Raw genomic sequence first — 26,831 nt, 5'->3', positions numbered from 1 at the left:
GGTAGATGAGTCGCGGTCGGTATGCATAATCTCGGACGCAAAGGTTACAATTGGTTGCCGCGTAACCCTTATAATCTAGAATTCCGATGGGGGGTAATGGAATCCTGTATACGGGTATACCTTACAGGAAGCAGGCTCTATTATCGCCGGAAATACCCAGACTATCATCTCGATTCCTGGATTGTTTAAATGGCCGTAGAGGAAATGAACGCTGTCTCATTATGAGTGACTGTAGAAATTGACAGCAACTGGCCCGCGGCGAAAAAAGCGCCTTGGTCGTAACAGAACCCGACAGGTCGATTCAGACGATCGACAGTCCGTTCTGGCGACCCTTGGCGATATGCCGATTCAGCGCGATCTACTGATTGAATATCTACATCAACTGCAGGATCGCTATGGCCATATCACTGGCGGACGGATCGTCGCTTTGGCAGATCTGATGAAGCTTGCACCTGCCGAAATATACGAAGTTGCCACGTTCTACCATCATTTCGATATTGTTACCGATGGCGAGCCTATACCGCCGGATCTGACCGTTAGAGTGTGTGATTCAGTGACTTGTGAGCTATTTGGGTCAGAGGCGCTGATCAGCTCGCTTCAGGCGAATTTGGGGAATAATGTCAGGGTCCAGAGAGTCCCCTGCGTGGGCCGCTGTGATGAGGCGCCCGTGGCAGTGGTGGGGAAAAATCCTATTTCCAGGGCAACTGTCGCGCAAGTATCAGATGCAATTCGGCAAGGCAGCACGGCAATCGCAGTACAGCCTGACTGGATCGGGGTCGAGGAGTACAGGCGTGGCGACGGTTATAGAACTTATGAAGCCTGCCGAGTTGGGTCTCTGAGCCACGATCATATTTTGGATGAACTTGACGGTTCCGATCTGCGTGGCCTGGGTGGGGCCGGATTTCCGGCCGGGAAAAAGTGGCGGATTCTGAAGGATCAGCCAGCGCCTCGACTGATGGCCGTCAATATCGATGAAGGTGAGCCAGGTACATTCAAAGATCGATACTATCTTGAGCGTGATCCACATCGATTTATTGAAGGTATGCTGATCGCTGCTGAGGTAATCGGTATCGACTGCTGTTATCTCTATGTGCGTGATGAATATCCGGGCGTGCTGCAGATACTTGAGGAGGCGGTTAAAGAGTTGGGTCCGATACTCGATGGCAAATTGCCTGAGATCCATCTTCGGCGGGGGGCCGGTGCGTATATTTGCGGTGAAGAATCAGCAATGATTGAGTCGATCGAAGGCAAGCGCGGCATGCCACGTCTACGGCCCCCATACGTTGCGGAAGTCGGTCTTTTCGGTCGGCCGACGCTTGAGCACAACTGTGAAACACTCTACTGGGTTCGGGACATACTCGAGCGTGGTGCGAGTTGGTTTTCTGGCCAGGGCCGCCGTGGCCGGCGCGGGCTACGGTCTTTTTCTGTCAGTGGCCGTGTCAATAATCCAGGTGTGCACTTGGCTCCAGCCGGAATCAGTGTGAAAGAGTTGATTGACGAATTCTGTGGTGGCATGCTGGATGGTCATACATTTCGTGCCTACTTTCCCGGGGGTGCTTCAGGAGGGATTCTTCCCGCTTCGCTGGGTGACGAGCCGCTCGACTTTGATACATTGCAGGCGCACGGCAGTTTTATCGGTTCAGCTGCCGTGATTATCTTGTCCGACCAGGATAGTCCCAGGCAAGCGGCCCTGAATACGATGCGATTCTTTTCGCGCGAATCCTGTGGTCAATGTACGCCCTGTCGTGTAGGCTGCGATCGGGCAGAGCGCCTGATGGAGTCGCCGAAGTGGGATACAGACCTGCTTGAGGAATTGGCCTGTGTCATGGAAGATGCATCCATATGCGGCTTAGGTCAGGCAGCGCCGAATCCAATACGTACAGTAATTCGGTATTTCCCAGAGGATGTGGGTGCTGAATGAATAGACCGGGGAATCAACAAGTGGTGCCGATTAGCTTTTTACTTGACGGCCGTTCGGTCACTGCCCAGCCACAAGAAACCATCCTCCAGGTCGCACAAAAGAGTGGTGTTGACATTCCCCACCTGTGCTACTCGGAAGGACTGCGTGCTGACGGCAATTGCCGGGCCTGTATGGTTGAAATTGAAGGTGAACGCGTGTTGGCGCCAGCATGTTGTCGGCAACCGACTGAGGGAATGAATGTTCAGTCGACAAGCGACAAAGCATTACGCTCGCAGTCGCTGGTCCTGGAACTGCTGAAGGGCGAAGTGGGCCCCGCCCGCCACAGCCCGGTCTCGGAGTTGGAGTATTGGTGTGAGAGTCGTGGGCTGTCTGAGAGTCGATTTGGTGGCCGAACCCAGCCACCCGCCGACCAGTCACATCCCGCAATAGCTGTCAACCTTGAAAGTTGTATCCAATGCACGCGTTGTCTGCGCGCCTGTCGTGAAGTGCAGGTCAACGACGTAATTGGGCTGGCATACCGGGGTGCCCGCGCTGAGATTGTTTTTGACCTCGGTGACGGTTTGGGCGAGAGTTCTTGCGTGGGCTGTGGTGAGTGCGTGCAGGCTTGCCCGACAGGCGCTCTGATGCCATCGGGGAACGTCGCGCAGGAGAGTGATGACACCACCGTGGACTCAGTGTGCCCTTATTGTGGTGTGGGGTGTCTGCTGACTTATCACATTAAAGACAAACAGATTAAGTATGTTACGGGTCGTGACGGACCGGCCAATCATGGAAGGCTGTGTGTTAAGGGGCGTTATGGATTTGACTATGTCAGCCACCCGGACCGAATTACTCAGCCGCTGATACGACGAGATGGTGTTGCAAAGGGTCTGACTGATCAGTTTGATCCAACTGATCCTCTGAAAAGTTTCAGGCCGGTTAGCTGGGATGAAGCGCTTGATTTTGCAGCTCAGGGGTTCAAGACCATATTGTCAGAGAATGGTCCAAATGCCCTCGCTGGATTGGGCTCGGCCAAAGGTAGCAACGAAGAAGCTTATCTGTTTCAGAAACTGGTTCGCACTGGTTTTAGCAGTAATCATGTCGATCATTGCACGCGGTTGTGTCACGCATCGTCCGTTGCTGCCTTGTTGGAAGGAATAGGGTCTGGTGCTGTATCCAATCAGGTGGCCGATGTTGAGCAGGCAGAGGTCATAATTGTCATCGGTGCCAATCCGACTGAGAACCATCCGGTTGCGGCGACATTCATGAAGAATGCCGCACAAAAAGGTGCCACCTTGATTGTTATGGACCCGCGTAGAAACCAGCTGGCACGCCATGCCACTCACTACCTGCAGTTTCGTCCGGACACCGATGTGGCGTTATTGAACGCGATGATCCATACCATTATCGACGAAGACCTGGTTGATAAGCAGTTCATCGCTGACCGCACCACGGATTTTGATCTGGTACGTGAAAATGTTAAGGACTTCAGCCCTGAGCATATGGCCGAGATCTGTGGCATAGATGCCGAGGAGATTCGCTGCGTTGCTCGCGCCTATGGTCAGTCGAGACGCGCCATGATCTTCTGGGGAATGGGTATATCACAACATGTTCACGGCACAGACAACGCCCGTTGCCTGATCGCGTTGTCTATGATGACCGGCAATATCGGACGCCCGGGTACAGGATTACATCCTCTGCGCGGCCAGAACAATGTGCAGGGTGCATCTGATGCCGGTCTGATTCCCATGATGTTCCCGGACTATCGTCGTGTGGACGATCCCGAAGCATCCGCTTGGTTTTCGAATTACTGGGGTGTCGAACTCGATACTGCCCCAGGCCTGACTGTCGTCGAGATCACTGATGCCGCGCTCTCCGGACAGATCAAGGGGATGTACATCATGGGCGAGAATCCAGCCATGTCTGACCCGGACCTGAACCATTCCCGTGCCGCGCTGGCCAAGCTCGAACATCTGGTATTGCAGGATCTGTTTCTGACCGAAACAGCAGCATTCGCGGATGTGGTTCTGCCGGCCTCGGCGTTCCCGGAAAAAACCGGTACATTTTCAAACACAGACCGGCGTGTTCAAATGGGCCGACAGGCGCTCGATCCACCTGGCGATGCGCGTCAGGATCTCTGGATCATTCAGCAGATCGCGAAACGGCTGGGGCTGGAATGGCACTATGCTGATGTTCGTGAAGTTTTCAATGAAATGCGCGATGCAATGCCCAGTATTTCCGGCCTGACCTGGGAACGACTGGAAATCGAGCACAGCGTGACCTATCCATGTGAGGGGGAGTCTGATCCGGGACAGAGTGTGGTTTTTGAAGAAAGTTTCCCGACAGCCAGTGGCCGTGGGCGATTTGTGCCGGCTGGCCTCAGGTGGGCCGATGAAAGGCCAGACCAGGATTACCCTTTTGTATTGATCACAGGCCGACAGTTGGAACACTGGCACACAGGTGCGATGACTCGACGAGCGACTGTTCTCGATGCCATCGAGCCCGAAGCAGTGTTCTATATCCATCCGGATGATTTAAACGCGCTCGCGATGAAAGACGGAGACCTCGTGAAGATTTCGTCCCGGCGGGGTGAGATCATCGCACCCTGTCGATCAGACGACGGTCTGCAGCCTAAATCCATATTTATTCCGTTCTGCTACCAGGAGGCTGCAGCCAATCTCCTGACCAATGCGGCCCTAGACCCAGTCGGGAAAATAGCAGAAGTAAAATACTGCGCGGTTAATCTGGCCGCTACAAAGTAAAAGAGACTGCATTGGCCGGAATCATTGATGGCAAGGTGTTCGCAGCAGAATTAAGAGCACGCGTTGCGAATGTTGTGAGCGGTCTTAAATCAAGCCATGGGTTGGTACCCGGGCTCGCCGTGGTGTTGGTCGGTGAAGATCCTGCCAGTGAGGTTTATGTCCGAAACAAGGGTAAACAGACGGTCGAAGTCGGCATGGCATCGTTCGAACACCGCCTGCCTGATAAGACGACCGAGGACGATCTCCTGGCGCTGATCGAGCAGCTTAACGGTGATCCAGCGGTCCATGGGATTCTGGTTCAGTTGCCGCTGCCTGCTCAGATCGATGCCCATGCCGTGATTAATGCGGTCGATCCAGACAAGGATGTTGACGGATTTCACCTGGTCAATGTCGGACGATTGGCGACTGGTGAGCCTGGACTGGTCCCCTGTACGCCGTTGGGCTGTATGATGCTGCTGCGTGCGCATGCCGGTGATTTGTCGGGTCAGAATGCGGTGATTGTCGGTAGATCCAATATTGTCGGTAAGCCGATGGCTGCTCTGCTCCTTGCGGCACACTGTACTGTGACGGTCGCGCACTCACGTACGAAAGATCTGATCGATGTTTGTCGGCAGGCGGATATACTCATTGCAGCAGTGGGTAGAGCCGAGATGATACAAGGGGACTGGATAAAACCGGGTGCAACGATAATTGATGTGGGAATCAATCGTATCGATGGTGAGAACGGCAAAACCCGGCTGGTGGGAGATGTGGAGTTCGTGTCAGCGAGCGCTGTGGCAGGCGCGATTACACCGGTACCCGGTGGGGTGGGACCAATGACGATTGCGTGTTTGTTGCGCAATACGGCTCAGGCAGCCTGTGCGGTAAATGGAGCCGACTTCACTGTGGAATAGAGATCTACCTGAAGTTACGTGACCGGTTGGCAAGGTTTGCCAGCAGACTGCTGTGATCAAGTAGTCGATAGGCAATCAGGTGTAAAACATCACCATCACGTTGAACTTCTCCCACCGCGCCGAGTAGGTGTGCGCCAAGCAGTTCCCGCCGCTGTTTTTCAGCCAGGCGTTTCCACACAACCAAGTTAATATTGCCAGTCTCATCCTCAAGGGTGACGAATGTCACACTGTTGGCGCTGGCGGGGCGTTGTCGGGTGATTACCAGGCCAGCGACCTGAGCTTTTTGGCCGTTGGTTTTCTGGTAGATCTCAGCGCTTGTGGAGATACCCAGCTGGTCCAGTTCGGAACGCAGCAGGACCAGTGGGTGTGGCCCCAGACTGAGGCCGGTACTGCTATAGTCCGCTTGAATCTCTTCAGCGGTGCTCGGTGTGCGCAGCAGGGGGGACCCTTCAGATACCTGCATGTTCTGAAAGATCGGGTTAGGGTCTTTCAGACCTGAAACTGCCCAGAATGCCCGTCGGCGGTGACTATTTACCAGGCTGGATAGAGCATTTGCTGCAGCCAGTGCCTGGAGATCGGATTTACTGAGCCCCCCTCGTTGAGAAAGATCATGCAGGTTCTGGAAAGATATCTGGTTCCGGAGTCGAACCAGTCGTTGTGCGCCTGACCGGGTGAATCCTTTTACCATTCGAAGCCCCAGCCTTATAGCGAACTGATCGTTTTTTCTCTCTAGAGTACAGTCCCAGTTGCTGGAAAATACATCTACAGGTTGTATAACAACGTTGTGACGACGGGCATCCTGTACCAGTTGCGCAGGAGCATAAAATCCCATCGGCTGGCTGTTCAGTAGTGCGCAGGTAAATGCCGCTGGATGATGATGTTTCAGCCATGCAGAGATATAGACCAGTAGTGCAAAACTGGCAGCATGGGATTCGGGGAAACCATACTCGCCAAAGCCCAGAATCTGTTGGTAGATGTTGCGAGCGAAAGTCTCATCATACCCACGTTTCTGCATGCCATTGATCAGTTTCTGTTCGTAATTTTCAAGCCCGCCCTGTCGGCGCCAGGCTGCCATGGATCGCCGCAGTCCGTCGGCTTCACCGGGCGTAAAGCCGGCAGCAACCATCGCCAGTTTTATAACCTGCTCTTGGAAGATCGGCACACCCAGGGTTCGTTCAAGTACCTGACGCACCGCTTCACTCGGATAGGTGGTCGGCTCTTCACCCCGTCGTCGCTTGAGATAGGGATGCACCATGTCGCCTTGTATAGGTCCTGGCCGGACGATCGCAACCTCGATAACGAGATCATAAAAGCAGGCCGGTCTAAGTCTGGGCAACATAGCCATCTGTGCTCGAGATTCGATCTGGAATACACCGACGGTATCGGCACGGCTGATCATGTCGTAGACCGCAGGGTCTTCTGCTGGAATCGATGACATGGTTAACGCAATGTTCTGGTGTTTTTGAATCAGATCGAAGGCGCGGTGAATAGCAGTCAGCATACCCAGAGCAAGACAATCAACTTTCAGCAGCCCAAGCGCGTCAAGGTCATTTTTATCCCATTGAATTACAGTGCGCTTCGCCATAGCAGCGTTCTCAACCGGTACAAGGTTGTAAAGAGGTTCCCGGGAGATGAGAAACCCCCCGGTGTGTTGTGACAGATGGCGAGGAAATCCAATGATCTCGCTGGCCAGATCGAGTACGGTGGAAATCAAAGTATTTCTGGAGTTGAAACCAGCTTGATGCACTCGTTGAGGGGTTATTTCCCCATCGTCCCACCAGCTGATATTTCGTGCTAGCCGATCAACCTGGTCCAGACTGAGTCCAAGCGCTTTACCTACATCACGAATGGCACTGCGAGGTCGGTAGGTCACCACAGCTGCAGTCAACGCAGCATGTTCACGGCCATATTTCCGGTATACATACTGCATGACTTCTTCACGCCGTTCGTGCTCAAAGTCGATATCGATATCGGGGGGTTCATTGCGTTCCCGCGATATGAATCGCTCAAATAGAATCTCCATTCGGGCGGGGTCGACTTCAGTGATGCCCAGGCAGAAACAGACTACAGAGTTGGCAGCAGACCCACGCCCCTGGCAGAAGATATTGCGCGATCGAGCAAAGCGTACGATGTCATATACCGTAAGGAAGTAGGCTTCATAGTTGAGCTCTTCAATCAATGAGAGTTCGTGCTGAATCTGTTTCCTGATCTTTTCTGAAATAGCATCTGGCCAGCGCTGGCGCATGCCTTTTTCCACCAGATGGCGAAGGTATGCAGTCGGGTTGAGATGATCCGGACAGAATTCATCCGGGTACTGATAGCGTATCTCGTCGAGAGAAAAACCACACTGTTCCGCAATAACGACAGTTTCTGACAGAATATCTGCCGGGTACATTCGTTCCAGTAGTTGCAGGCTGCGAAGGTGACGCTCAGCATTGGCGTAAAGTTGGTGTCCGGCTTGGGGCACAGTAATACCCAGGCGGATAGCGTTAAGCGTGTCCTGAAGTCGTTGTCGTGTTCTGGTATGCATATGGACATCACCGCTTGCAACCAACGGTACCCCGGTTTTCTTTGAGATTTTTCGAAGCTGCTCAAGTTGCCGGGAATCCTGGCCATTGATAAGTTGTTCTACACCGATCCATATGCGGTTTGGCAGGAGCTCACCCAACCAGCCAGTATTTTGTTCAAGAGTTCTGTAATATTCAGCAGATGTGTGGCCGGGTGTTGATTCCGGACTGCTCAGCATCAGGACGAGACAGTCGGCAAGCGCTTCGCGGGTCATGTCATCTGTCACAAGTCGGTACTGTCCTTTGGGGGTAATGGATCGTGCCTGAGTCACCAGGCGGGTCAGTGAGCGATAGCCGTGCCGGTTGGCGGCGAGCAGAACCAGCTTAGGCCCGTTAGCGAGGGAAAATTCGCTACCAATAATCAGGGACAGGTGGTGTTCCTGAGCAGCAACATGGGCTCTGACCACACCAGCCAGACTGCATTCATCAGTCAGTGCGAGGGCGCGGTAACCGAGTTCTTGAGCTCTTTTAACCAGTTCCTCAGGGTGAGATGCCCCCCGAAGGAATGTGAAGTTAGACAGGCAGTGGAGTTCGGCATATTCCAGCATGGCGTGATATTCAGTATACTGTATATATATACAGTATACTGAATGATCCGGCTGTCAGTCGAGGGATACAGCTGGAGACTATGTCGGGTAAGGATAAAATCGGGCTGATCAGCGCCCGCTTGTCCGATTTAATGTTACAGCGGTGATTCCAATGCTGATAAGAGAAAAACCCGCTGCCAGAGCGAAGCCATAACGGAGTTCAAAATCGCCAACAAAGCCTGCCGTGAGCGCACCGAGCGCACCTACACCATCCATCAGAGCAAAAACGAATCCCAACGTGGTGGCTTCACGCTTTCCAGAGTAGTCGACAGCCATAGCGAGGAGTCCGGACCGGATAACCACGAGTATTGCCATGGCTGCAATGAGTACGCCAGCCGTCCACCCTTGATACGGAAACACTGCAGCCAGCAAGGCACACGTGCCTGCAATCGTTAAGCCGCAGACAAATACCCGCTGCCGCCCGATCCGGTCGGACCAGCGGCCGACCAGGGGCTGTCCTGTTGCACCGACCAGCATCGCCAGTGCAAAAAACAGACCTGTCTCGCTGGTTGAGTACCCGAGCTCGCGCTGAACAAACAATGGTGAAATCGTCATCAATGCAATGAGCGCCATGTTGTAGGTGGTTATGGCGGTAATCAGAGCGAGTCCTTTCCGGGTGGTCCAGCTATAAAGAAGACTCACCAGATCAACCCTACTGATGCTGCTGGTTCTCGAAACTGGGATGGTGTTACGAAATCTATAAAACACAACCCCCATGATTAGTGGTGGCAAGATTGAAAGTTGGAGCGCCGATCGCCAGTCCATCACCGACAGCAGAATGCCCACCACCAGAGGCGAAAAGACTTCCGCCAGGGTGCCACCCAGCGCATGAATTCCCAGTGCCAGACCTCTGCGAGCGGGGAAACGACGCGCCAGAACACCCGTTGCGATGGGGTGCCATGTGGCATCACCCATACCGGCTATGGCAAGCATTGTCGCGAGGATCCAGAAATCCGGGGCAAAGGACGCTAGAAAGTAGCCTAGTCCGACCCACCAGAACGTGAACAGCAATAGCCGACCCGGTCGTTGCACCCGGTCGGAGAGGATCCCGGCTGGCAGATAGGCCAGTGCAGCGCCAACCGAGTGGAGCGTGATCAGAAGGCCGATTTGGGAGGGTTGCAGGTCGAATGCAAGCCCGATTGCCGGTGCCAGCAGCCAAATTGCAGCCGGTGCCCAGTCATTGGCGAGGTGTCCTACTGCCAGTATTCCTTGGAGGTTTCGAGTGGACGCCAGACCACGAAGGTTCTGTTGAGACGGATTGGACATTGTTGATGACATCCTGTGCCACAATCGGCGCTTCATTGAATTTCGTGATCCGTCCAACAGTCTGTGTCTTGACCCACTGTCGAATTGATTTTTCAGAGGTGATCTGAAGACAGGTACGTTGAGGAACAGCGAGGATACGGAGTATACCGATGACAAACCTTCATTTTCCACGCAGCGAATACGACCGTCGCTTGATTGTTGCAGTACGGGCTCTGGGTCAGCAGGGTCTGCACGGCGTGGTTCTCTTTCGTCAGGAAAGCATGTACTACTTGAGTGGTTACGATACCAGTGGTTACACCATGTTTCAGGCCATGTACCTTGGCGCTGATGGCCGTATGGCACTCCTGACTCGGTCTGCTGATCGTATTCAATCCCGGGCAACATCGATTATTCCTGATATCCGTATCTGGACTGACCACGAACAAGCATCTCCCGCCGACGAGTTGCGGGAACTGCTGCGCGACTACGGCTGTGAAAATCAGACCATTGGTATTGAATATCATGCTTATGGACTAACCGGTCAGCGAGCTCTGGTCGTGAATGCAGCACTTCAAGACTTCTGTACGCTGGTTGATGCATCAGACACTGTTCGGCTTGCCAGACTGGTGAAAAGTAATTTAGAACTCGATTATGTTCGTCAAGCAGGTGCGCTGTGTGATGAGATGCTTGAGGTCAGTATTGAGTACACTCAACCCGGCAATACGGTCAAGTCTGTGTATGGCGCCATGATGCAGGTCTTAATGTCGGGGGGCGGTGACCCATCGGCGAGCCGTTGGCCGATGGGTGCTGGGGAGTCAGCGGTGTTTTGTCGATATCACACGGGTGACGAAATCATTCAAGATAACGACCAGGTCATATTTGAGCCTGCAGCTGCTTACCGCCATTACCATGCCTGCATGATGTATAACATTGTTACGGGTGACCCCAATCCCAGGCAGCAGGCAATGCATGAATCATGTGTTGACGCCTTAGAGAGTTGTCAGGCCCTATTGCGTCCGGGAAACACAGTCGGCGAGTTGTATGCTGCCCACGCGAATGCGTTTGAACGTGGTGGCTACGCCAATGCGGCACTCGCTGCCTGTGGATACAGTGTGGGTATCAGTTATCCTCCGACCTGGATGGATTGGCCAATGATCTGGGCTGACAATCCTCAGGTGCTTGAACCCGGAATGGTCTTTTTTATGCATATGATACTGCTCGACGACAGCACTGGACTGAGTATGTGTCTGGGGGAGACTGCAATCGTTACAGAAGGGGCCTGTGAACGGGTTAATCACATGCCACGGGGTGTGATCCAGGTCTGACTTCCATGCTGTGGGCTTGTTGGTCGCGCTACAATAACGGACATAATTTGCGGAAGCTTTAGGAGAAAGAAATGACAAAAGCAATACGTGTGCACAACACCGGTGGCCCTGAGGTGATGATCCTTGAGGATGTGGAGATCGGACAACCCGGTGCTGGCGAGGTCCATGTCAGGCATACAGCCATAGGACTGAACTTTATCGATGTTTATTTTCGTACCGGGTCCTATCCAGTGCAGACCCCATTTACGCCAGGCTTCGAGGCGGCAGGAGTCGTCGAGGCGGTTGGAGATGGAGTGAACAACTTGTCCGTAGGGGATCGTATTGCCTATGCAGCACCGCCTATTGGTGCTTATGCTGAAGAACGGTTGATTGCAGCAGACCGGGTGGTCAAGTTGCCTGATGAAATAGCCGACCGCGTCGGTGCCGCAATCATGCTCAAGGGAATGACGACCGAATATCTGTTAAGGCGAACTTACGCCATCAGCGCCGGAGATACCATTCTTTTTCATGCAGCTGCAGGGGGTGTTGGTCTGATGGCCTGTCAGTGGGCGAGTCATCTCGGCGCAACGGTCATCGGAACGGTAGGATCAGAAGAAAAAGCTGACCTCGCCCGGGCACATGGCTGCCATCACACTATTATCTATACCCGGGAAGATTTCGTAGAACAAGTGAATCAGATCACGGATGGCAAGGGAGTAAACGTGGTTTATGATTCAGTTGGTAAGGATACGTTTCTTAAGGGGCTTGATTGCCTGCAGCCATTGGGGACCATGGTGTTATTCGGAGCTTCGTCCGGCACACCGGACCCAATCGATCCGGCACTGCTTCAGGCAAAAGGGTCGCTGTTTCTCACGAGACCGTCGTTATTTAACTACATTGCCGAACAGGAGAGTCTCACTCAGTCTGCACTCGAACTGTTTGATGTGGTTTCTACCGGTGCTGTACAAGTTGAGGTCAATCAGGAGCACACACTCGGCGATGCGGCAGAATCCCATCGTGAGCTAGAAGGTCGGCGTACCACAGGTGCCACAGTACTGATTCCCTAAATTATCCCAGACTGCTGTACTGGCGCCAGTTGGGGGTGAAACCATGAATATGCACGATGCCATACGAGCGGCCTGTCAGCCGCGGAACCTGGATTCTGTGGAGATGCAGGATGTCATGCGGATTATCATGGATGGTTCGGCGACACCTGCCCAGATCGGGGCGTTTCTGGTAGCGCTTCATATTAAAGGCGAGACTGTCGATGAATTAACGGGTGCCGCGACGGTGATGCGTGAATATGCAGCGAAAGTAGAAGTCTCGGTAGACAAGGTAGTCGATACGGTGGGTACCGGTGGAGATTCAGCTGGGCTGTTCAATATTTCAACTGCAGCTGCGTTTGTGGCGGCTGCGGGCGGTGCTGTCGTGGCCAAGCATGGTAACCGGGCAGCGACCGGCAAATCGGGCAGCGCTGATGTGCTTGAAGCAGCTGGCGTCAATATAGCACTGTCTCCTGAGAACGTTGGTCGAACGATCGATGCAGTTGGTATCGGCTTTATGTTCGCGCCGACACATCACGGTGCCACTCGACATGCCGTGGGGCCTCGTCGGGAAATCGGTGTACGCTCGATCTTCAACCTGTTGGGGCCTTTGACCAATCCTGCTGGTGCAGGATGGCAACTGGTTGGTGTTTATGAAGAACGATGGGTGCGGCCGCTTGCTGAGTCCTTCGAAAATCTGGGGAGTGTGCATACACTGGTGGTTCATTCTGAGGATGGACTTGATGAGATCAGCATCGCTGCGCCCACCTGTATTTCTGAATACAAGGACGGCGGCGTAGCTGATTTCACGATCAAACCCGACGACTTTGGATTGACGATTCAGCCTCTAGATTCGATTCGTGTCGACAGTGCTGAACAGAGTCTTGAAATGATCCGGCAGGCGTTAGGTGGTAATCCGGGTCCAGCTTATGACATGGTTATGCTAAATGCAGGGGCCACACTTTATGCAGCAGATCTCGTGCCATCTCTTGCTGAAGGTATGACTGAGGCTAGAGCCATCCTGGATTCCAAGGCAGCGCTGGAAAAGCTTGAAGAGATGGCGGCCTATACTCGGCAATTTGAGTAAAGCTGACTACATGGAGAGCTTAGATGCAGACTATATTCGTCCAGGTTAAATGTGAATTGGGTCAGTCCTACCGTGTGGCAGAAGAACTGGTGGAGATCGATGGTGTATCAGAGGTCTACTCGGTATCGGGTCCTTACGATCTGCTCGTAAAATGTTATGTAGCCGATGAGGGTGACGTGGGACACTTTGTGAACAATCAAGTCCAGTCGGTGCCAGGGATCCGGGATACTCTGACAATTATTACCTTCAACGCATTTGGGTAATCCCCGGGGCCCGAGGCTAAAACCGGATGCGTTACGATAGCCTCATTTTTGATCTTGATGGAACAATCAGCGACCCCAGTGTAGGGATATCCCGCTCGATTAATTACGCGCTGATCCATCACGGTTTTGAGCCGTGCTCGACAGAACAGATCTCGAGCCTGATCGGATTGCCGCTGGATCAGATGTATTACCACCTCGCGGCTGATGTCGACGAAAGGCAGATACCCAGCATGGTGGACAAGTACCGGGAACGCTACCTCGAGGTTGGATTCAGCGAAAATGTCATGTATGACGGCATGCGCGAGGTTATTGATGGGCTCTACCAGCTGCAGAGCTGTAATCTTGGTATCTGCACGTCGAAGCGAAACGATATTGCGGAAAAGATACTGCAGATGTTTGAGCTGACAGAGTGTTTCAGATTTGTCAGTGGTGGGGAGATCGGTATCAGCAAGTCACAGCAGATCGCAGTGTTATTGGAATCATCAGAGATTTCAGACCGCTCGATGATGATCGGTGATCGTTCAGTCGATATTTTGGCAGCCCACAGTAACGGGCTTCAATCAACGGGCGTGCTCTGGGGTTACGGCAGCCGTTGCGAACTTAAAGAGGTCCGTGCCGGGCACCTTTCTGATGCACCCGCCGAACTCCTGGAGTACTTGAATACCCAAGCTATCTAGCTCGCTTCAGAATTAAGTGCACTGGACAGGAGTTGGTAACCCAATATTGGACCTCCTTTACTGAGTTCCCGATTTAGGTGATTCGGGTTCTACAATGACATCTGCAGGGTCTAGTCTTTGGCGTGGACTTGTACTGTTCCAGGCTAAGGCCGATTGTCATCCGCGTGAATCAAGAAGGTAGGTGAGGCTATGACTGGCATTGAAATCGATGGGAAAGTGGTTGCCAACGAGATCTTGCAGAGGGTAGCTGTTGATGTCGATGCATTAAAGCAGGATGGTTGGGCACCGACACTGGTCTCTATCCGGATCGGCGATAATTCTGCGGTCGACCGTTATGTTCGTAACCAGCAGCGCAATGCATCGAAAGTCGGAATTGATTTTGTAGAGAAATATTTTCCTCCCGATATTTCCGAAGCCGAAGTTCATGCGGCAATCGTCAACTTGAATGTTGATCCACGCATAACGGGGATAATTCTGCAAAGACCGATCCCTGAAAATCTGCCGATTAAACACCTGCAGGCTACGATTCATCCACTTAAGGATGTTGAAGGGATGCATCCGACGTCAATTGGAAATATCGTGTATCGGGAACTCGAGTTAGGCCCTTGTACAGCAATCGCAGCAGTTGAACTGCTTCGCGGCACCGGTTTGTCGATAGAGGGACTGGAGGTGACCGTCATAGGTCACTCCGAGATTGTAGGCAAACCAATAGCCTTTCTGTTGATGGCAGAAGGGGCAACTGTGACGGTCTGTCATCACCTGACTCGGGAAGTAGCGTTGCATTCACGTGCGGCCGACGCGGTCTTGATTGCGGTCGGAAAACCAGGCCTTCTAAAAGGAGACATGATTCGTCAAGGCTCTGCGGTCATCGACATCGGAATCAATCAGGTCAAAGATGATGAGGGCAAATTCAGAATCGTCGGGGACTGCGACTACACCTCCTGCCGAGAAGTCGCTGGTTGGATTACACCCGTCCCTGGGGGGGTTGGTCCGGTGACGGTTGCCGTGCTGATGCGCAATACGGTCGTTGCTGCAGGTCGCCTCAGGGAACAATACCGCGAGCAGATGACCGGCCATCTCTAGACGTGTCGACCGAGTCCCAATGTTGCAGTTGGGTAGGGAATAAGGAATCTACAGCCCAGCTGGAGCTACCGCCTGTCGTCAGGATAACCCGGGTCATCACGTTCGACTGGTAGGTTACGACAATTATGCGCAGTCGCAAGGCACCGCAATGGTAATACACCGGGGTCCGATCTTGGTCTAGATCACCTGCACAATGTGTCTGAGTCCAGCGACACAATCCCTGCGCTGGCGCAGTGATGTGAACTGGGTTTCGTCAGCGCAGCCTGAAATCCGTTAGCTTTGGATCGTTCAGCCTAGTCGTTGCCGATCTGGGACGACGCTATACTTTGCTTAGTGTTCGAAGCGCTGTAAATTACAACGTCTTCCTATTGTCGAATCGCCTGGAACAGAGCCATGATTCCCGCTAGACCGCTTGCTAACCTTCCCACCCATGATGTCGAAAATATGCCGCCTTATATTGGCGACCAGGATCTGTGGTCGAATGACCAGGCTCTTCACGAAGGCATCGAGCGAGAAGGCGCTGGTTGGGCGCAAGAAAGATTGAGCGAGTTTGGTAGGGACACCGGTTCGGCCGAAACGTTCAAAAAGGCTGATCTTGCCAACCGTTATCCACCCGAGCTGCGGGCTTTTGACCGCTATGGGATGCGTATTAATCAGGTTGACTACCATCCGGCCTACCATGAACTGATGGCCTTGGCGATCGAGAATGATGTTCCGAGTTTTGCCTGGAAAAATCCGCGGTCCGGTGGACAGGTTGCACACGCGGCGTTGACTTACCTGTTTACCCAGGCTGAGGGTGGCGTGCTCTGCCCCATGGCAATGACCTATGCAGCAATACCCGCGTTGCGGATGACACCAGTCATTGGGGATGAATGGATTCCCCGATTGCTGGTAGAAAAATATGACCCACGCGATATTCCGGTACACCAAAAGACCGGTGCCACCATGGGCATGTTCATGACTGAGAAACAGGGTGGTTCAGACGTGCGGGCTAACTCTACTCGAGCCATTCCTGTGGGTGTCCAGACGGGGGAGGCCGCTGAATACTACCTCACTGGACATAAGTACTTCTGTTCGGCGCCGATGTGCGACGCATTTTTGACACTGGCCTACACAGATAATGGTCTGTCGTGTTTTCTGGTTCCACGCTGGCGACCGGATGGTGAACGTAACGCCCTTTTTATACAGCAACTCAAAGATAAACTCGGTAACCGGTCAAATGCCTCCTCAGAAATGGAATATCAGGATACCTGGGGATTGATGGTTGGCGAGGAGGGCAGGGGCATCCCGACAATCATTGAAATGGTGCGAGGCACTCGCTTCTACTGTTGTGCCAGTTCTGCTGGCCTGATGCGCCAAGGGCTGGTGCAGGCCATGCATCACACAGCATACCGGGCTGCGTTCAATAAAAAGCTCATTGATCAGCCCTTAATGCGCAATGTGCTTGCTGACCTCGCGATTGAATCGGAGGCTGCGTTGGCACTGACATTGCGACTTGGTCGCGCAATCGATGAATCAGCCGAGAACGAGCAAGCAGCGGCATTTGCGCGCATTGTCACAGCTGTCGGTAAGTACTGGATCTGCAAGCGGGCACCGGCTCATTGTGTTGAGGCCCTTGAATGCCTTGGGGGCCCAGGTTATATCGAAGACTCGATCATGCCCCGTCTTTATCGTGAGGCACCACTGAACAGTATCTGGGAGGGGTCAGGAAATATCATGTGCCTGGATGTATTACGGGCCATGTTTAGAGAGACCGCAGCCATCCCAGCGATTCTGACCGAACTCGAATCCGTACGGCATGAAAACATTCTGTTGGATGTTGCCATAGACAGGTTGGTTGCGGAACTTGGCGACCCTGAAGATTTGGAAACGCGGGCACGACAGTTGACTGAACTGATTGCTTTAACATTACAAGCTACGCTTCTAGTGCAGCATGCACCAACTCCGGTGTCGGATGCTTTCTGCGCCACTCGGCTTGGGTCCCACTGGCTAGGTAGTTACGGCACTTTACCAGCCGGTACGGATTTCAATTTGATTCTTGAACGAGCATTGCCCGTCGGGTAATAGCAGATTTAGAAACAGCTTCGTACAGTAGGAAACGTAAGGTGGGCGCAGTACAAAAAAACCCCGCACTGCGGGGTTTTTGTCATTCAGACTAAATTCTAGGCTTGTTCCCAAACGGCATAAGTCTTGCCCGTGTTATTGAACTCATAGACTACAGCCTCCTCATCACCCTCGACCCAAGCATCGTGACCCGGGGCGAACGAGTAGGCGTCGCCGGCATTTACCACAATCTCAGTGCCATCGTCATGCCGAACCCGGAGTGAGCCTTTTAGAACCATTCCGACATGCCCTGCCTGGCAACTGTCACCACCGACCATCGGCTTGATGCAACTTGACCAGCTCCAGCCGGGTTGTACGGTAATTCTTGATGCGGCGACGGTTCCAAAGTTAACCGTTTGGGCGAGAGTCTTGTCGGGAGCTTTAGTGTCATCGGGGTTATCAAAAGATTTCTTTTCTAGTGTAGTCATGCAAACTTCCTCTGCTAAATAAAATTGTGGAACGTTTTGAACTAAAGATCACTTGTATACGATCGTGTCCCACTAGACTACCACATTTAGGAAATAGCGGCTTTACAGAACCAGTAAGACCTAAAGCAACTCTGGACACGATGACATCTTCGGTTACTGGCGATTGAGTTGAGCCGGGACAGCTTCTCACCATTATGTTGTTTCCGGAGGGAATTAATAATCCTTTAGTCCAGCTTGGGAAACTGGCTGGGTGGAAAAGTGTCCACATTGGCAGAGCGCTGCTGAACGAGGACGCCGCCATCGATCACAATGCGGTGTCCAGTGATGTAAGCAGCGTCCGATGAGGCCAGGAACACAGCACTGCCAGCCAGGTCGGCAGCTTCACCCATACGGCCCAGCGGCACAATCGCGCCCTGTTTTTCCCGAACTTCCACACTGGCCCCGTAGGTGTCAATGAACCCGGGTACCAAACAGTTGACACGTACGCCATAAGGCCCCAGATCCAACGCAAGTGCACGTGTCATTGCCTCTATACCGCCCTTGGAGGCGTCATAGGCGACAAAAGCTCGATGTGCTTTGGTCGCTCCGCCGGATGACATGTTGATTATGCTGCCTTCCCCCTTGCGTGCCATGATGTGGGCTGCCCGACGTGCACACAGGAAAGTGCCCGTAAGATTGGCTCCGATCAGTCTGTCCCACCAGGCTTTGTCTACTTCCAGGATATGCTTGACCGGCGATGTAAGGCCCGCGTTGTTAACGAGCACATCAACAGTGCCGTATTCGTTTAGTGTGGTGTCGAACAGGGCATCGACCTGTTCTTCGATCGCGACGTCGGTAGCCACTGGAATAGCTGAACCACCATCAGCAACTATCTTCCCCGCTACGCTTTCGATTCCGTCTTTATCGAGATCAGCCAGAACCACTCGTGAACCTTCAGTTGCAAAACGCTCGGCTATGGCCTGACCTATGCCCCGGGCAGAGCCCGTAACGATAACAACCTTGTCTTTCATATCAGGTGCATGCACGATTCAATCCTCATCAGAAGTCCATCACAGTATATCAACTCTGTATCAGCTATTGATTCACTGATAGACCCCGATTGGGATGCTGAATAGTTTGCTATTCAGAACTACAATTCTAAGGAGATCACATCATGCCAAGGTATCTGCACAAATTTACGTATTCTAAAGAGGCGGTCAAAGGCCTCGTGTCGAAGCCCGAAAATAGAATAGAAGCTATTAGACCGCTGATTGAGGCAGCTGGCGGTAAACTGATCGATGCCTATTACACTCTGGGTGATTCCGATGGAATTATGATTACGGAATTTCCAGCCGATATCGATGCGCTCACAGTTTCAATGGCGGCTGGTTCTTCTGGTGCAATCGCGGATCTCAGTACTACTGCTCTGATTCAGATCGACGATGCGGTGAAGGCGGCGGAAAGAGCCGGTACTCTGACTGGACTATATCGTGCGCCTGGCCAATAGCGACGGCATTTTGTTGGGTGGTTTGCTTAGGCGTTGCTCGGATTAAGGCTCTGCAATAGCAAGGCCTGTGTAAATTTAGGAAGAGTGGTTCAGTTTCGTAGGTAGGGTTACAGATTCTCAGATTTGTGCCAAGAACTAAATCGGATCAGCGAAGACAGACAAAGCATGACACCCGGTGCATTAAATGGGTCCAAGATAAGGTCATTCACTTTGGTGTCTTGCCTCAATATAGTTTTCTATCAAGTCAAACCAGTCAATGACAAGGTCAGGAAACTCGTCTGCCTCTGAAATCTCTGAAAGTATGTCTACCACTTCTCCAATAGACAAATCATCCAAGTAGTTATGGATGATTTTCGTTGTCTCCTCTCTGATATGACCTGCTACTCCGCCTGTGCCATCCTTTCCGTACAGGATGGTTACCGCATCAGTTTCCATCACTTGTCCTCCTCTATGGGTAAGATTTCAAATCATACCGAATGTATCTAAAGAGTTAACCACTTAACCCCCTAAAACCGCTGATTGATGCACACCCCTGGCCTAAAACGGTATAGTTTTAGGGGTATAAACGGTGTTCTTTCTGCACATCCATACGCCTCTGAAATCTTCGTTAACAACTCAGGTTATTAAGGTTTAATATAACCAATTAAACCTCTTAATTAGTCTATTGGGAATGGAGGGTGGGTGTGAATCAGTTACCTCCAACGCAAAAAAACAGTGCACGGCATTTTGCCGGGTGGATGTTATGCCTGGCGGGTGTACACGACTACCGCATTATCAGTGTTACCAGTAGCTTTGGTCGGGGCGGGGCTGTTGAGAAGAGAGAATGCCGACGGTGCCGAAAGGTGAACGTACGACCTAGTCGGTAGATGATTGTTCGACACGGTAACGACGTTGGTTCTTTGACCATGTAGCCCAGATAAGGAACTTACAGGTGATCGATGGCCTGGCCGGATTAAGTTGGATGCACTCTAGAGGCATACTGGGTTACCGCCGCTTATGTTCTATTAACACAGTTTTAATTTCTTCAATAAACACTGCCGAAAGATGGGTCCACGCTCCCCGGCGGAGGTTTAAGTCCAGCAAGTCGGCATCCCTGTGCCACCGGCCCACCCGGAATTATCTCAAACAATCTTCGCCGCCCGCCAATATGGTGGAATCTCTCATGCAGGGCATCCTGTATTTTCCGGACATTTACGTGTCCATCGTTCCGGGCGAAGTACTCCTGCAGGCATTGAATCACTGCCCAATGGTCTGCAGTCAGATCAATCCCTTCATCGTCAGCAATGATTTTGCAGTCATGCGGTGACCAGTTTTCGGGCGCATAAGGAAATTCGGTCAGGCTTGGTGTTGTCGAGTCATCACTCATTCTGAATAGTACCCTGTCGTTTCATCTCACCATCTCATTCCCAACAGCCCATTAAAACTGTAAACCTCTCTGCAGGAACAGATAGAGGAATGTGTAGATGTGTTTCATCTGTATGTGCCGGTTGCTTTGTCTAGAGTTGCGGTCAGCCGCTTTTAACCTTAAACGCCGACCAAAAACACAAACCAGAAATAACTGCTGTTATGACAAAAGGTGGTGGCGGAACAAAATTTTTGCCTGTAACGCGCAAAAACACCATCGTTGCAAAAACAACAGCAAATCCTACCGCAGCACCCAATAGAATTTTCTTAACGCTTTCCCGTTCTTCGACTCCCCGTGCCTGAAAAAGTATGCAGCCGCTCGCAATAACCGATGCCCCTAGGATATAACGCATGACGACGCCAATATTCATTGCGTAGGCATCAGCTTCCGGCCAAATCTCTTTGGTAATTTGCTCAGCAAGCCGATAAACACCAATCCAGTCAGTACTAGAATTGCCGATACTATCGTCAATGTTAGCTTAGGTGACCTCATAAATCTCCTTATTAGTTTATTCTTTTCATCGAGTAGACGATGTCTACACATCCGTTCTCTTCATCCCATTGCTTCATCTCAGGCGAAATCATAAGAGCTTGGAAAGCTTCCATATCCATGCAATTCAGTAGCAATATTGATTTGTGGTCGTTGACTTTGACCAATTCATAATCAGTAATGAAGGCAGAGGTCTCTTCTTCACCTTCCTTAACCATAGCTTCAAATTCATCGACGGTACAGTTGTATTGAGATACTACGCAAAGGTTAATTTTTGATCTCCTATATTTTCAAGCGATTCATCCCGCTATCTTAAACCCAGCACCGCACTAAAGCTGCAAACCTGTCTGCCTTCATCGTTAGACGAATCCTTACTTGTCCTCCGTTGGTGCGGGGCGCGGTTTCACAATCAAAGTGCTTGTCGTGACGAAGACGTCCTCACCCTTTTGATTCTTTAACGTGGAGGTGTAGCGGACAAAGCCCAAGTCGGGTTTGCTTACCGACACCCGGCTCTCCTCAATTTCGACCTGCCCACTCAATTTATCCCCAGGGCGCACGGGCGTCGGCCAGTTCATTTTTTCATGGCCAGGCGAACCTAAGGTTGTCTCATGACATAGGAACGCCTTATGCATTAGCCGAAGCCAGATCAGAGCTGTCAGCCATCCGCTGGAAATGATGCCTTTAAAAACGGTTTCTTGAGCCGCCCGGTCGTCGATGTGGAATGGGAAAGGATCGTACTTTCGCGAAAACTCTATGATCTCTTCTCGCGTAACATCGTACGTCCCGAGGTCAAATACATCCCCCGCCTGGTAGTCTTCGGCATATCGAAAGTTCACTTTATTCATCCTCCATGAGTGCGGTCAGGGTAGCAAAAAATCGAGCAGAAGCGTTTCCTACCGCTATCTTATTCCTGTTACAGAGGGGCAACCAGAGCAGAGGATCTGGTGAAACGCCAGGCTGACAGGAAGACAAAGGTACAGACGGACAGATACTGGAATCTCCATAAATATAAGGTTTAGGATGGAACTGAAGTTTGTTTGCTTCGATTCTTAAAACCGGGACTATCGAAACAACCCAGTAAATAAGCCATTTTCTGAGCCCTTGAATCATGGGTCTTTAGAGTAAAAAGCCTATGTTCTAGCCAAATACTAGGGATTCTCGTGCGTGCTTTAGTCGAATCAGGGTCCATTGCTTAATACATGCACCAGAATGGCTTAAACGACCTTGCAAACCTACGGTTCAGCGGATAGCTCGCACAGGGTTGTGTGCTGATCGATGGGTCCCGATAACAAGACAAGGGGCCAGTGGATCGTTCCACTGAGAACGGGGATTGATCTGTAGGGATTAGGGTTCCTCTTTGATCTGCCCGTAACCCTCTTGCCCCTATCTCACAGCCTCACAAACGGAAAGTCACCACCACCATGGCCGGCCCAGTCGATGTCCGTGACTATCGCCCGAGCCAGTCCAGTTCACCCGTTGGAGACTTCACCAATGGCGCTGATTGACTGTATATAATTCCTATTCTCTCGAGTCGAACGGCGAAACCTGAATGTCCGCTTCTGGCTGAGGCTGTTGAATGAGTCGTTTGCTCTGTGCCGCTCGACGTGATTTCCTTTGGGTACCGATTCAGCGGAGGATTGCTGCGATGAAGGGTGACAGACCTGAAACAGGGACCGGCGGGTGCCTTTGTGGCGCGGTACGTTTCCAGGCCATGGGCGAGCCTGTGGTCACCGGCCATTGCCACTGTGCGGATTGCCGGCGGCACAACGGCGCACCGGTCGTCACGCTGGTAATTTTCGAGGCCGACAAGGTCCGGTTCACGGAAGGGGAACGCAAGATCTACCAGTCCTCGCCGGGGGTGGGGCGGGCGTTCTGCGACCAATGCGGAACCCCGCTGACCATTGAGAGCGAGAAAGACGACCCCCGGACTATCGAGTTTCACATCAGCACCTTCGACGATCCCGACGCTTACGTTCCCAGCCTGCACTGGTACCACAGTCGACGGATCGCCTGGTTCGACGTCGCCGACGATCTGCCCCGCTATCACGGCCTGGATGGCGACGGCGAAGAACCCAGCCGCCACGGCCCGGCAACGGAAGGTCCACCGGCTGGAACGGAGCGCTGAACCAGAGGTTAAAACGGCGCCAGGTCGAGAAAACAGCGGATCACGTTCTCGGTATCAGAACCGATAAACCAATGGCAATCATACGTTTCATACACCAATATTGCGCCTATAACACAGCTGTGTTAATAGACGCGTGAGTCCCGATAGTAGGCGCGGGGCCAGTGGATCGTTCCACTGAAAACTGGGATTGATCTCTAGCGATTAGAGGTTCCTTTTTGATTCCTGCGAGACATAGTCAGGATCCGGCGGGTAAGGTATTTTCATATGCGGTATAGGTCTCTCTCCACGACTCAAATTGGAAGTCATCCATGACCATCGAACCATTGAACCCCGACACGCTCGGCCGGCGCCTGTTCAGTTTCGGTGTAATCACCGACACGCACGTAAACCAGGGCGAGGACGACTGTAATTCCCCTTTTGAGGTGAACCGCCTGGCCAACCGACGTATGCGCTACGTGATCCGCGATCTGAATGCCCGTGATCTGGCCTTCGTGGTTAACGTCGGCGACCTGGTTCACCCAGTGCCTGCCATCCCAGACCTCTACGCCGCCGCGGCGGCGCGATTTCATGAGCAGGCCAAAGAGCTGAACCACCCTCTCTACCTGACGCCGGGCAACCACGACGTCGGCGACAAGCCCAACGACTGGGCCCCGGCAGCCCGCATCCATGAGGACTACCTGGCGCTCTGGGATGAACACTTCGGTGCCCAGTATCGGTCCTTCGACCATGACGGCTGCCACTTCATCATCGTCAACGCCCAGATCATCAATTCGGGTTTCGCCGCTGAGAAGGAGCAACGGGCCTGGTTGGAAACCGACCTGGCAGCCAACAGAGACAAGCGCATATTCCTGCACAGCCATTATCCGCCCTATTTCTCGAAACCCGACGAGCAAGAGAACTACGACAACATCGGTGAGCCGGGCCGCACCTGGATGTTGAATCTCCTGGAAAAGTATGGCGTCGAGGCCCTTTTCATCGGCCACGTGCACAATTTCTGGTTCTATCGCCATGGCGAAACGGACTGCTACCTGTTGCCGTCGACAGCTTTCGTGCGGCTGGACTACAGCGAGATGTACCGAATCTCCCCCGGCCCGGGCAGCGAATTCGGCCGAAATGATAAACCGAAACTGGGCTATTTCATCGTCCACGTTCACGAGGGAGGTCACGTCTGCGATGTCGTCCGCACCTACGGTAACGAGGCCGCACTGGGCTCGCCGGTCGTAGCCGGGCCATCGTGCATCGCTCCCGTGCACCCGCGCCTCAACAGGCGCGGCGATTTCGGCTTCGACATGCGCCAGAACTGGATGGAGATTGTCGAGATCCCGCCTACCGGTGGCCTCGATGAATTTGACCGCAAGCAAGTTCGCAACGACTACCCGCTGATGGCGCTTTGGGAAATGGGGGTCAAGAAGATTCGGATCCCATTCCAGGATCTACAGACACCAGATAACATCGATCGCCTGCGCATGCTGAAGTCCCACGGCCACGAATTCACCCTGTTCTCTTTCGGCAACCCCTCCCCGCGCCACCGCGACCTGATCACCGCACACCAGGACATTTTTTCGGCCTGGGAGATCGGTCTCAACTGGGAGGTCCTGGAGCGGGATATCGGCGGCGTCGGCGAAATAGCGCGGGCCGTCGAGGTACCCGTCTATCTCTCGCGGCTCAGATCCATCGATGAGCAACGCAGTGAAGCGGGGAAATATTACCATGCCATCAATCATGGTTTCCTGGCCGATGACAGGGACCAGATGGCCGATGCCCTGGCCCGTCCGGAGCTTTCCGGTGCACTGAGCGGGTTGGTCTTCCGGCTGACACTGGAAATGTCACCCTGGGCGACAGCCGCCACGGCCAGCGCTATCGCCACGGACCTGGGCGTCGCCGCTTCCGTGCATCTGCGCATGTTCGGCGCTAACCCGGCCCTGGAAACAGCCGACGACTATCTGAGTGTCAGCCGCATCGCCGAGGCCATGGCCGCCGCCGCGGCCTTCGACAACGTCACCGTCTACGCCGATACTTTCGTCGACATTGACCGAGGCTATTTCCCACGGACCGGCGTCCTGGACCGAATGTTTAATCCACGCCCCGGGTTCCATCTGGTGCGACACCTGAACGCGGCTTTAAACAGGGTGGACGGCGAGATCAGTGCAGGCGCAGTGGGTGAATGTCCCGGCGGACGTTATATCCAACTTCAGGTCGGCAAGGGGACCATCGTGCTTGCCCTGCCCGACACGCATGCGACGGAACTGTCAGTTCCCTTCGGCGCTGCCCATGGTGAACAGATCGATTTGGGCAGCGGAGAAATTGCTCCCGTAGCGGTGGAAAATGACAATACTGTCTCCGTCATCGTACCCATGAGCAATGGCGTAACATTTCCTGTCCTGATCATCCCGGGTTAGAACTGTCGGCGGATACGGGATAGCCCGACTTGACGCTGTGATTGGCTGGTCGCCGTTTGAGGGTATCTACGCCCCGCATCGTGGCCTATTCAGGGACCCTATCGTACGATTGCGTACGCTGGCTGGCGTGGGTCAGCGCCGGCCCGGATAAATCCCGGCTTTGGTTTCGCTACGATGACCTCAATCGCCGCAGCATTCCTGGTGTAGTCAGGATATATATCCAGGCGGTGGCCTCGGCGCTCCAGTTCCTGACGGACCGCTTCGTCAATGCGACCCTCCAGGCTTACCACCGCGGGGAAATGTCGAAAGGGGGCGAAGGAAGACGGGAAACTGTGTGAGGTTATGCGCGGTGCGTCGATTACTTGCTGGATATCCATACCAAAATGGAAAATATTGAGAAAGACCTGAAGCATAGATTGCACCTGAGCATCAACTCCGGGGGCACCGATTTAGATTGATTCGAAGGTTAAATCTTCGTGTGCTTAAAATGTGCTGAAACTGGGTCCCTTAGAGTCCTCTCCAGTCCATTCAGGTAAACTTGCACGGAGTCGCTGCCTGAGTTTTAAGGTCTTTTGTAGGACTAATTTAGAGGCGCCCGTAGCTCAGCTGGATAGAGCGCTGCCCTCCGGAGGCAGAGGCCAGGGGTTCGAATCCCTTCGGGCGCGCCAGTTTCCTAAGTGTTTAAGCCATTTTTGCCCACCACTGCTTTGATCAGATTTTCAGTGTGCTGAAAATGTGCTGAGAATCCGTGATTTGCTACTGTATCGTGTAAATACTCTGGTGCCAGATGAGCGTAACGCTCTGTCATCTTGATACCAGAATGACGAAGCAGTTTGCTCACCTCGTATAACGATACACCGCCCATTACAAGCCAACTGGCGTAGGTATGCCTCAGGTCATGGATGCGAAAGTCTTCAATTCTGGCCTGTTTACAGGCTCTCGCAAATGAAGTCCTTACATCTTTGACCCGATCTCCTACTTTCGC

23 protein-coding genes, 1 tRNA gene and 1 pseudogene are annotated in these 26,831 nt (G+C 52.8%); 15 read left to right on the top strand and 10 right to left on the bottom strand.

The features are described from left to right. The first annotated feature begins 238 nt into the window (after positions 1 to 238). From MK323_08940 to folD, 3 genes are read left to right on the top strand one after another with little or no spacing between them, the layout of a single operon-like run. On the top strand, positions 239 to 1,921 hold the full coding sequence (locus tag MK323_08940) for an NAD(P)H-dependent oxidoreductase subunit E (GenBank protein ID MCH2482288.1): 1,683 nt from the start codon (positions 239 to 241) through the stop codon (positions 1,919 to 1,921). Next, positions 1,918 to 4,662: a formate dehydrogenase subunit alpha gene (gene fdhF, locus MK323_08935; protein ID MCH2482287.1), complete on the top strand. Its 2,745-nt coding sequence runs from the start codon at positions 1,918 to 1,920 to the stop codon at positions 4,660 to 4,662. Before MK323_08940 ends, fdhF begins: the two co-directional genes overlap by 4 nt. Positions 4,663 to 4,673: 11 nt before the next feature. Continuing rightward, positions 4,674 to 5,555, top strand: coding sequence for a bifunctional methylenetetrahydrofolate dehydrogenase/methenyltetrahydrofolate cyclohydrolase FolD (gene folD / locus MK323_08930; protein MCH2482286.1), 882 nt, complete (start codon positions 4,674 to 4,676; stop codon positions 5,553 to 5,555). Between the two features lie 4 nt (positions 5,556 to 5,559). On the opposite strand, the gene MK323_08925 is transcribed toward folD, so the two are convergent. Both MK323_08925 and MK323_08920 read right to left on the bottom strand, forming a co-directional pair. Continuing rightward, positions 5,560 to 8,670 carry an error-prone DNA polymerase gene (locus MK323_08925; protein MCH2482285.1) on the bottom strand — a complete coding sequence of 1,037 codons (3,111 nt, stop codon included), beginning with the start codon at positions 8,668 to 8,670 and terminating at the stop codon, positions 5,560 to 5,562. A gap of 108 nt (positions 8,671 to 8,778) precedes the next feature. After that, positions 8,779 to 9,975, bottom strand: a complete 1,197-nt coding sequence (locus MK323_08920; GenBank protein MCH2482284.1) for an MFS transporter — start codon at positions 9,973 to 9,975, stop codon at positions 8,779 to 8,781. A gap of 149 nt (positions 9,976 to 10,124) precedes the next feature. On the opposite strand from MK323_08920, the gene MK323_08915 reads away from it, so the two are divergent. The 8 genes and pseudogenes from MK323_08915 (at position 10,125) to MK323_08880 (ending at position 17,475) form a co-directional block, all read left to right on the top strand. Continuing rightward, positions 10,125 to 11,279 (top strand): Xaa-Pro peptidase family protein, encoded by a 1,155-nt coding sequence (locus tag MK323_08915; protein ID MCH2482283.1) that lies wholly within the window; start codon positions 10,125 to 10,127, stop codon positions 11,277 to 11,279. Between the two features lie 71 nt (positions 11,280 to 11,350). Beyond that, the gene (locus MK323_08910) at positions 11,351 to 12,325 is read left to right on the top strand and encodes a quinone oxidoreductase (GenBank protein MCH2482282.1); all 975 of its coding nucleotides are present in this window, start codon (positions 11,351 to 11,353) and stop codon (positions 12,323 to 12,325) included. A gap of 43 nt (positions 12,326 to 12,368) precedes the next feature. Next, positions 12,369 to 13,388, top strand: a complete 1,020-nt coding sequence (gene trpD, locus MK323_08905; GenBank protein ID MCH2482281.1) for an anthranilate phosphoribosyltransferase — start codon at positions 12,369 to 12,371, stop codon at positions 13,386 to 13,388. 23 nt (positions 13,389 to 13,411) lie between these two features. Next, a complete protein-coding gene (locus MK323_08900; GenBank protein MCH2482280.1) occupies positions 13,412 to 13,651 on the top strand; it encodes an Lrp/AsnC ligand binding domain-containing protein in 240 nt (79 codons plus the stop codon). Between the two features lie 26 nt (positions 13,652 to 13,677). Continuing rightward, entirely contained in the window at positions 13,678 to 14,328 is a 651-nt protein-coding gene (locus MK323_08895) for an HAD hydrolase-like protein (protein ID MCH2482279.1), read from the top strand. A gap of 189 nt (positions 14,329 to 14,517) precedes the next feature. Next, positions 14,518 to 15,411 (top strand): bifunctional 5,10-methylenetetrahydrofolate dehydrogenase/5,10-methenyltetrahydrofolate cyclohydrolase, encoded by an 894-nt coding sequence (locus MK323_08890; protein ID MCH2482278.1) that lies wholly within the window; start codon positions 14,518 to 14,520, stop codon positions 15,409 to 15,411. Between the two features lie 64 nt (positions 15,412 to 15,475). After that, a pseudogene (locus MK323_08885) lies at positions 15,476 to 15,592 on the top strand (ribulose bisphosphate carboxylase small subunit). A 212-nt stretch (positions 15,593 to 15,804) separates the two neighbouring features. Further along, entirely contained in the window at positions 15,805 to 17,475 is a 1,671-nt protein-coding gene (locus MK323_08880; protein ID MCH2482277.1) for an acyl-CoA dehydrogenase family protein, read from the top strand. Positions 17,476 to 17,573: 98 nt separating this feature from the next. Here MK323_08880 and MK323_08875 read toward each other — a convergent pair whose 3' ends face one another. Both MK323_08875 and MK323_08870 read right to left on the bottom strand, forming a co-directional pair. Then, positions 17,574 to 17,942: a cupin domain-containing protein gene (locus tag MK323_08875; GenBank protein MCH2482276.1), complete on the bottom strand. Its 369-nt coding sequence runs from the start codon at positions 17,940 to 17,942 to the stop codon at positions 17,574 to 17,576. A 224-nt stretch (positions 17,943 to 18,166) separates the two neighbouring features. After that, entirely contained in the window at positions 18,167 to 18,952 is a 786-nt protein-coding gene (locus MK323_08870) for an SDR family oxidoreductase (GenBank protein MCH2482275.1), read from the bottom strand. A 143-nt stretch (positions 18,953 to 19,095) separates the two neighbouring features. Between MK323_08870 and MK323_08865 the strand changes: the two genes are divergently transcribed. Then, positions 19,096 to 19,428 carry a GYD domain-containing protein gene (locus MK323_08865; protein ID MCH2482274.1) on the top strand — a complete coding sequence of 111 codons (333 nt, stop codon included), beginning with the start codon at positions 19,096 to 19,098 and terminating at the stop codon, positions 19,426 to 19,428. Positions 19,429 to 19,629: 201 nt separating this feature from the next. Here the strand turns inward: MK323_08865 and MK323_08860 are convergent, their stop codons facing one another. The 4 genes from MK323_08860 to MK323_08845 all read right to left on the bottom strand — a co-directional run bounded on the left by MK323_08860 (position 19,630) and on the right by MK323_08845 (position 22,167). After that, complete coding sequence (locus MK323_08860) at positions 19,630 to 19,863, bottom strand: hypothetical protein (protein ID MCH2482273.1); 234 nt, start codon at positions 19,861 to 19,863, stop codon at positions 19,630 to 19,632. Between the two features lie 589 nt (positions 19,864 to 20,452). Then, on the bottom strand, positions 20,453 to 20,794 hold the full coding sequence (locus MK323_08855) for a TusE/DsrC/DsvC family sulfur relay protein (protein MCH2482272.1): 342 nt from the start codon (positions 20,792 to 20,794) through the stop codon (positions 20,453 to 20,455). Between the two features lie 142 nt (positions 20,795 to 20,936). Continuing rightward, the gene (locus MK323_08850) at positions 20,937 to 21,203 is read right to left on the bottom strand and encodes a hypothetical protein (GenBank protein ID MCH2482271.1); all 267 of its coding nucleotides are present in this window, start codon (positions 21,201 to 21,203) and stop codon (positions 20,937 to 20,939) included. Between the two features lie 490 nt (positions 21,204 to 21,693). Continuing rightward, on the bottom strand, positions 21,694 to 22,167 hold the full coding sequence (locus tag MK323_08845; protein MCH2482270.1) for a MaoC family dehydratase: 474 nt from the start codon (positions 22,165 to 22,167) through the stop codon (positions 21,694 to 21,696). Between the two features lie 800 nt (positions 22,168 to 22,967). Between MK323_08845 and MK323_08840 the strand changes: the two genes are divergently transcribed. Beyond that, positions 22,968 to 23,447, top strand: a complete 480-nt coding sequence (locus MK323_08840; GenBank protein ID MCH2482269.1) for a GFA family protein — start codon at positions 22,968 to 22,970, stop codon at positions 23,445 to 23,447. Positions 23,448 to 23,755: 308 nt separating this feature from the next. Further along, positions 23,756 to 25,846 carry a metallophosphoesterase gene (locus tag MK323_08835; protein MCH2482268.1) on the top strand — a complete coding sequence of 697 codons (2,091 nt, stop codon included), beginning with the start codon at positions 23,756 to 23,758 and terminating at the stop codon, positions 25,844 to 25,846. Between the two features lie 98 nt (positions 25,847 to 25,944). Here the strand turns inward: MK323_08835 and MK323_08830 are convergent, their stop codons facing one another. Then, positions 25,945 to 26,259 (bottom strand): gamma-glutamyltransferase, encoded by a 315-nt coding sequence (locus MK323_08830; protein MCH2482267.1) that lies wholly within the window; start codon positions 26,257 to 26,259, stop codon positions 25,945 to 25,947. A gap of 178 nt (positions 26,260 to 26,437) precedes the next feature. Between MK323_08830 and MK323_08825 the strand changes: the two genes are divergently transcribed. Next, a tRNA-Arg gene (locus MK323_08825) sits at positions 26,438 to 26,514 on the top strand. 5 nt (positions 26,515 to 26,519) lie between these two features. Here MK323_08825 and MK323_08820 read toward each other — a convergent pair. Continuing rightward, a partial coding sequence (locus MK323_08820; protein MCH2482266.1) for a site-specific integrase occupies positions 26,520 to 26,831 on the bottom strand: 312 nt, incomplete at its 5' end.

This window comes from Gammaproteobacteria bacterium, assembly GCA_022450155.1.
GTDB lineage: Bacteria > Pseudomonadota > Gammaproteobacteria > Arenicellales > UBA868 > REDSEA-S09-B13.
The sequence above is the reverse complement of the archived record's forward strand: the minus strand, read 5'-3'. Positions and strand labels throughout refer to the sequence as shown.

What these genes read in the sequence shown, in the direction of transcription:
- fdhF (MCH2482287.1), top strand. Translation starts at nt 1,918, where the DNA reads ATGAATAGACCGGGGAATCAACAAGTGGTGCCGATTAGCTTTTTACTT.
- MK323_08925 (MCH2482285.1), bottom strand. Translation starts at nt 8,670, where the DNA reads ATGCTGGAATATGCCGAACTCCACTGCCTGTCTAACTTCACATTCCTT.
- MK323_08920 (MCH2482284.1), bottom strand. Translation starts at nt 9,975, where the DNA reads ATGTCCAATCCGTCTCAACAGAACCTTCGTGGTCTGGCGTCCACTCGA.
- MK323_08915 (MCH2482283.1), top strand. Translation starts at nt 10,125, where the DNA reads ATGACAAACCTTCATTTTCCACGCAGCGAATACGACCGTCGCTTGATT.
- MK323_08910 (MCH2482282.1), top strand. Translation starts at nt 11,351, where the DNA reads ATGACAAAAGCAATACGTGTGCACAACACCGGTGGCCCTGAGGTGATG.
- trpD (MCH2482281.1), top strand. Translation starts at nt 12,369, where the DNA reads ATGAATATGCACGATGCCATACGAGCGGCCTGTCAGCCGCGGAACCTG.
- MK323_08900 (MCH2482280.1), top strand. Translation starts at nt 13,412, where the DNA reads ATGCAGACTATATTCGTCCAGGTTAAATGTGAATTGGGTCAGTCCTAC.
- MK323_08895 (MCH2482279.1), top strand. Translation starts at nt 13,678, where the DNA reads ATGCGTTACGATAGCCTCATTTTTGATCTTGATGGAACAATCAGCGAC.
- MK323_08890 (MCH2482278.1), top strand. Translation starts at nt 14,518, where the DNA reads ATGACTGGCATTGAAATCGATGGGAAAGTGGTTGCCAACGAGATCTTG.
- MK323_08880 (MCH2482277.1), top strand. Translation starts at nt 15,805, where the DNA reads ATGATTCCCGCTAGACCGCTTGCTAACCTTCCCACCCATGATGTCGAA.
- MK323_08875 (MCH2482276.1), bottom strand. Translation starts at nt 17,942, where the DNA reads ATGACTACACTAGAAAAGAAATCTTTTGATAACCCCGATGACACTAAA.
- MK323_08870 (MCH2482275.1), bottom strand. Translation starts at nt 18,952, where the DNA reads ATGAAAGACAAGGTTGTTATCGTTACGGGCTCTGCCCGGGGCATAGGT.
- MK323_08865 (MCH2482274.1), top strand. Translation starts at nt 19,096, where the DNA reads ATGCCAAGGTATCTGCACAAATTTACGTATTCTAAAGAGGCGGTCAAA.
- MK323_08860 (MCH2482273.1), bottom strand. Translation starts at nt 19,863, where the DNA reads ATGGAAACTGATGCGGTAACCATCCTGTACGGAAAGGATGGCACAGGC.
- MK323_08855 (MCH2482272.1), bottom strand. Translation starts at nt 20,794, where the DNA reads ATGAGTGATGACTCGACAACACCAAGCCTGACCGAATTTCCTTATGCG.
- MK323_08850 (MCH2482271.1), bottom strand. Translation starts at nt 21,203, where the DNA reads ATGAATATTGGCGTCGTCATGCGTTATATCCTAGGGGCATCGGTTATT.
- MK323_08845 (MCH2482270.1), bottom strand. Translation starts at nt 22,167, where the DNA reads ATGAATAAAGTGAACTTTCGATATGCCGAAGACTACCAGGCGGGGGAT.
- MK323_08840 (MCH2482269.1), top strand. Translation starts at nt 22,968, where the DNA reads ATGAAGGGTGACAGACCTGAAACAGGGACCGGCGGGTGCCTTTGTGGC.
- MK323_08835 (MCH2482268.1), top strand. Translation starts at nt 23,756, where the DNA reads ATGACCATCGAACCATTGAACCCCGACACGCTCGGCCGGCGCCTGTTC.
- MK323_08830 (MCH2482267.1), bottom strand. Translation starts at nt 26,259, where the DNA reads ATGCTTCAGGTCTTTCTCAATATTTTCCATTTTGGTATGGATATCCAG.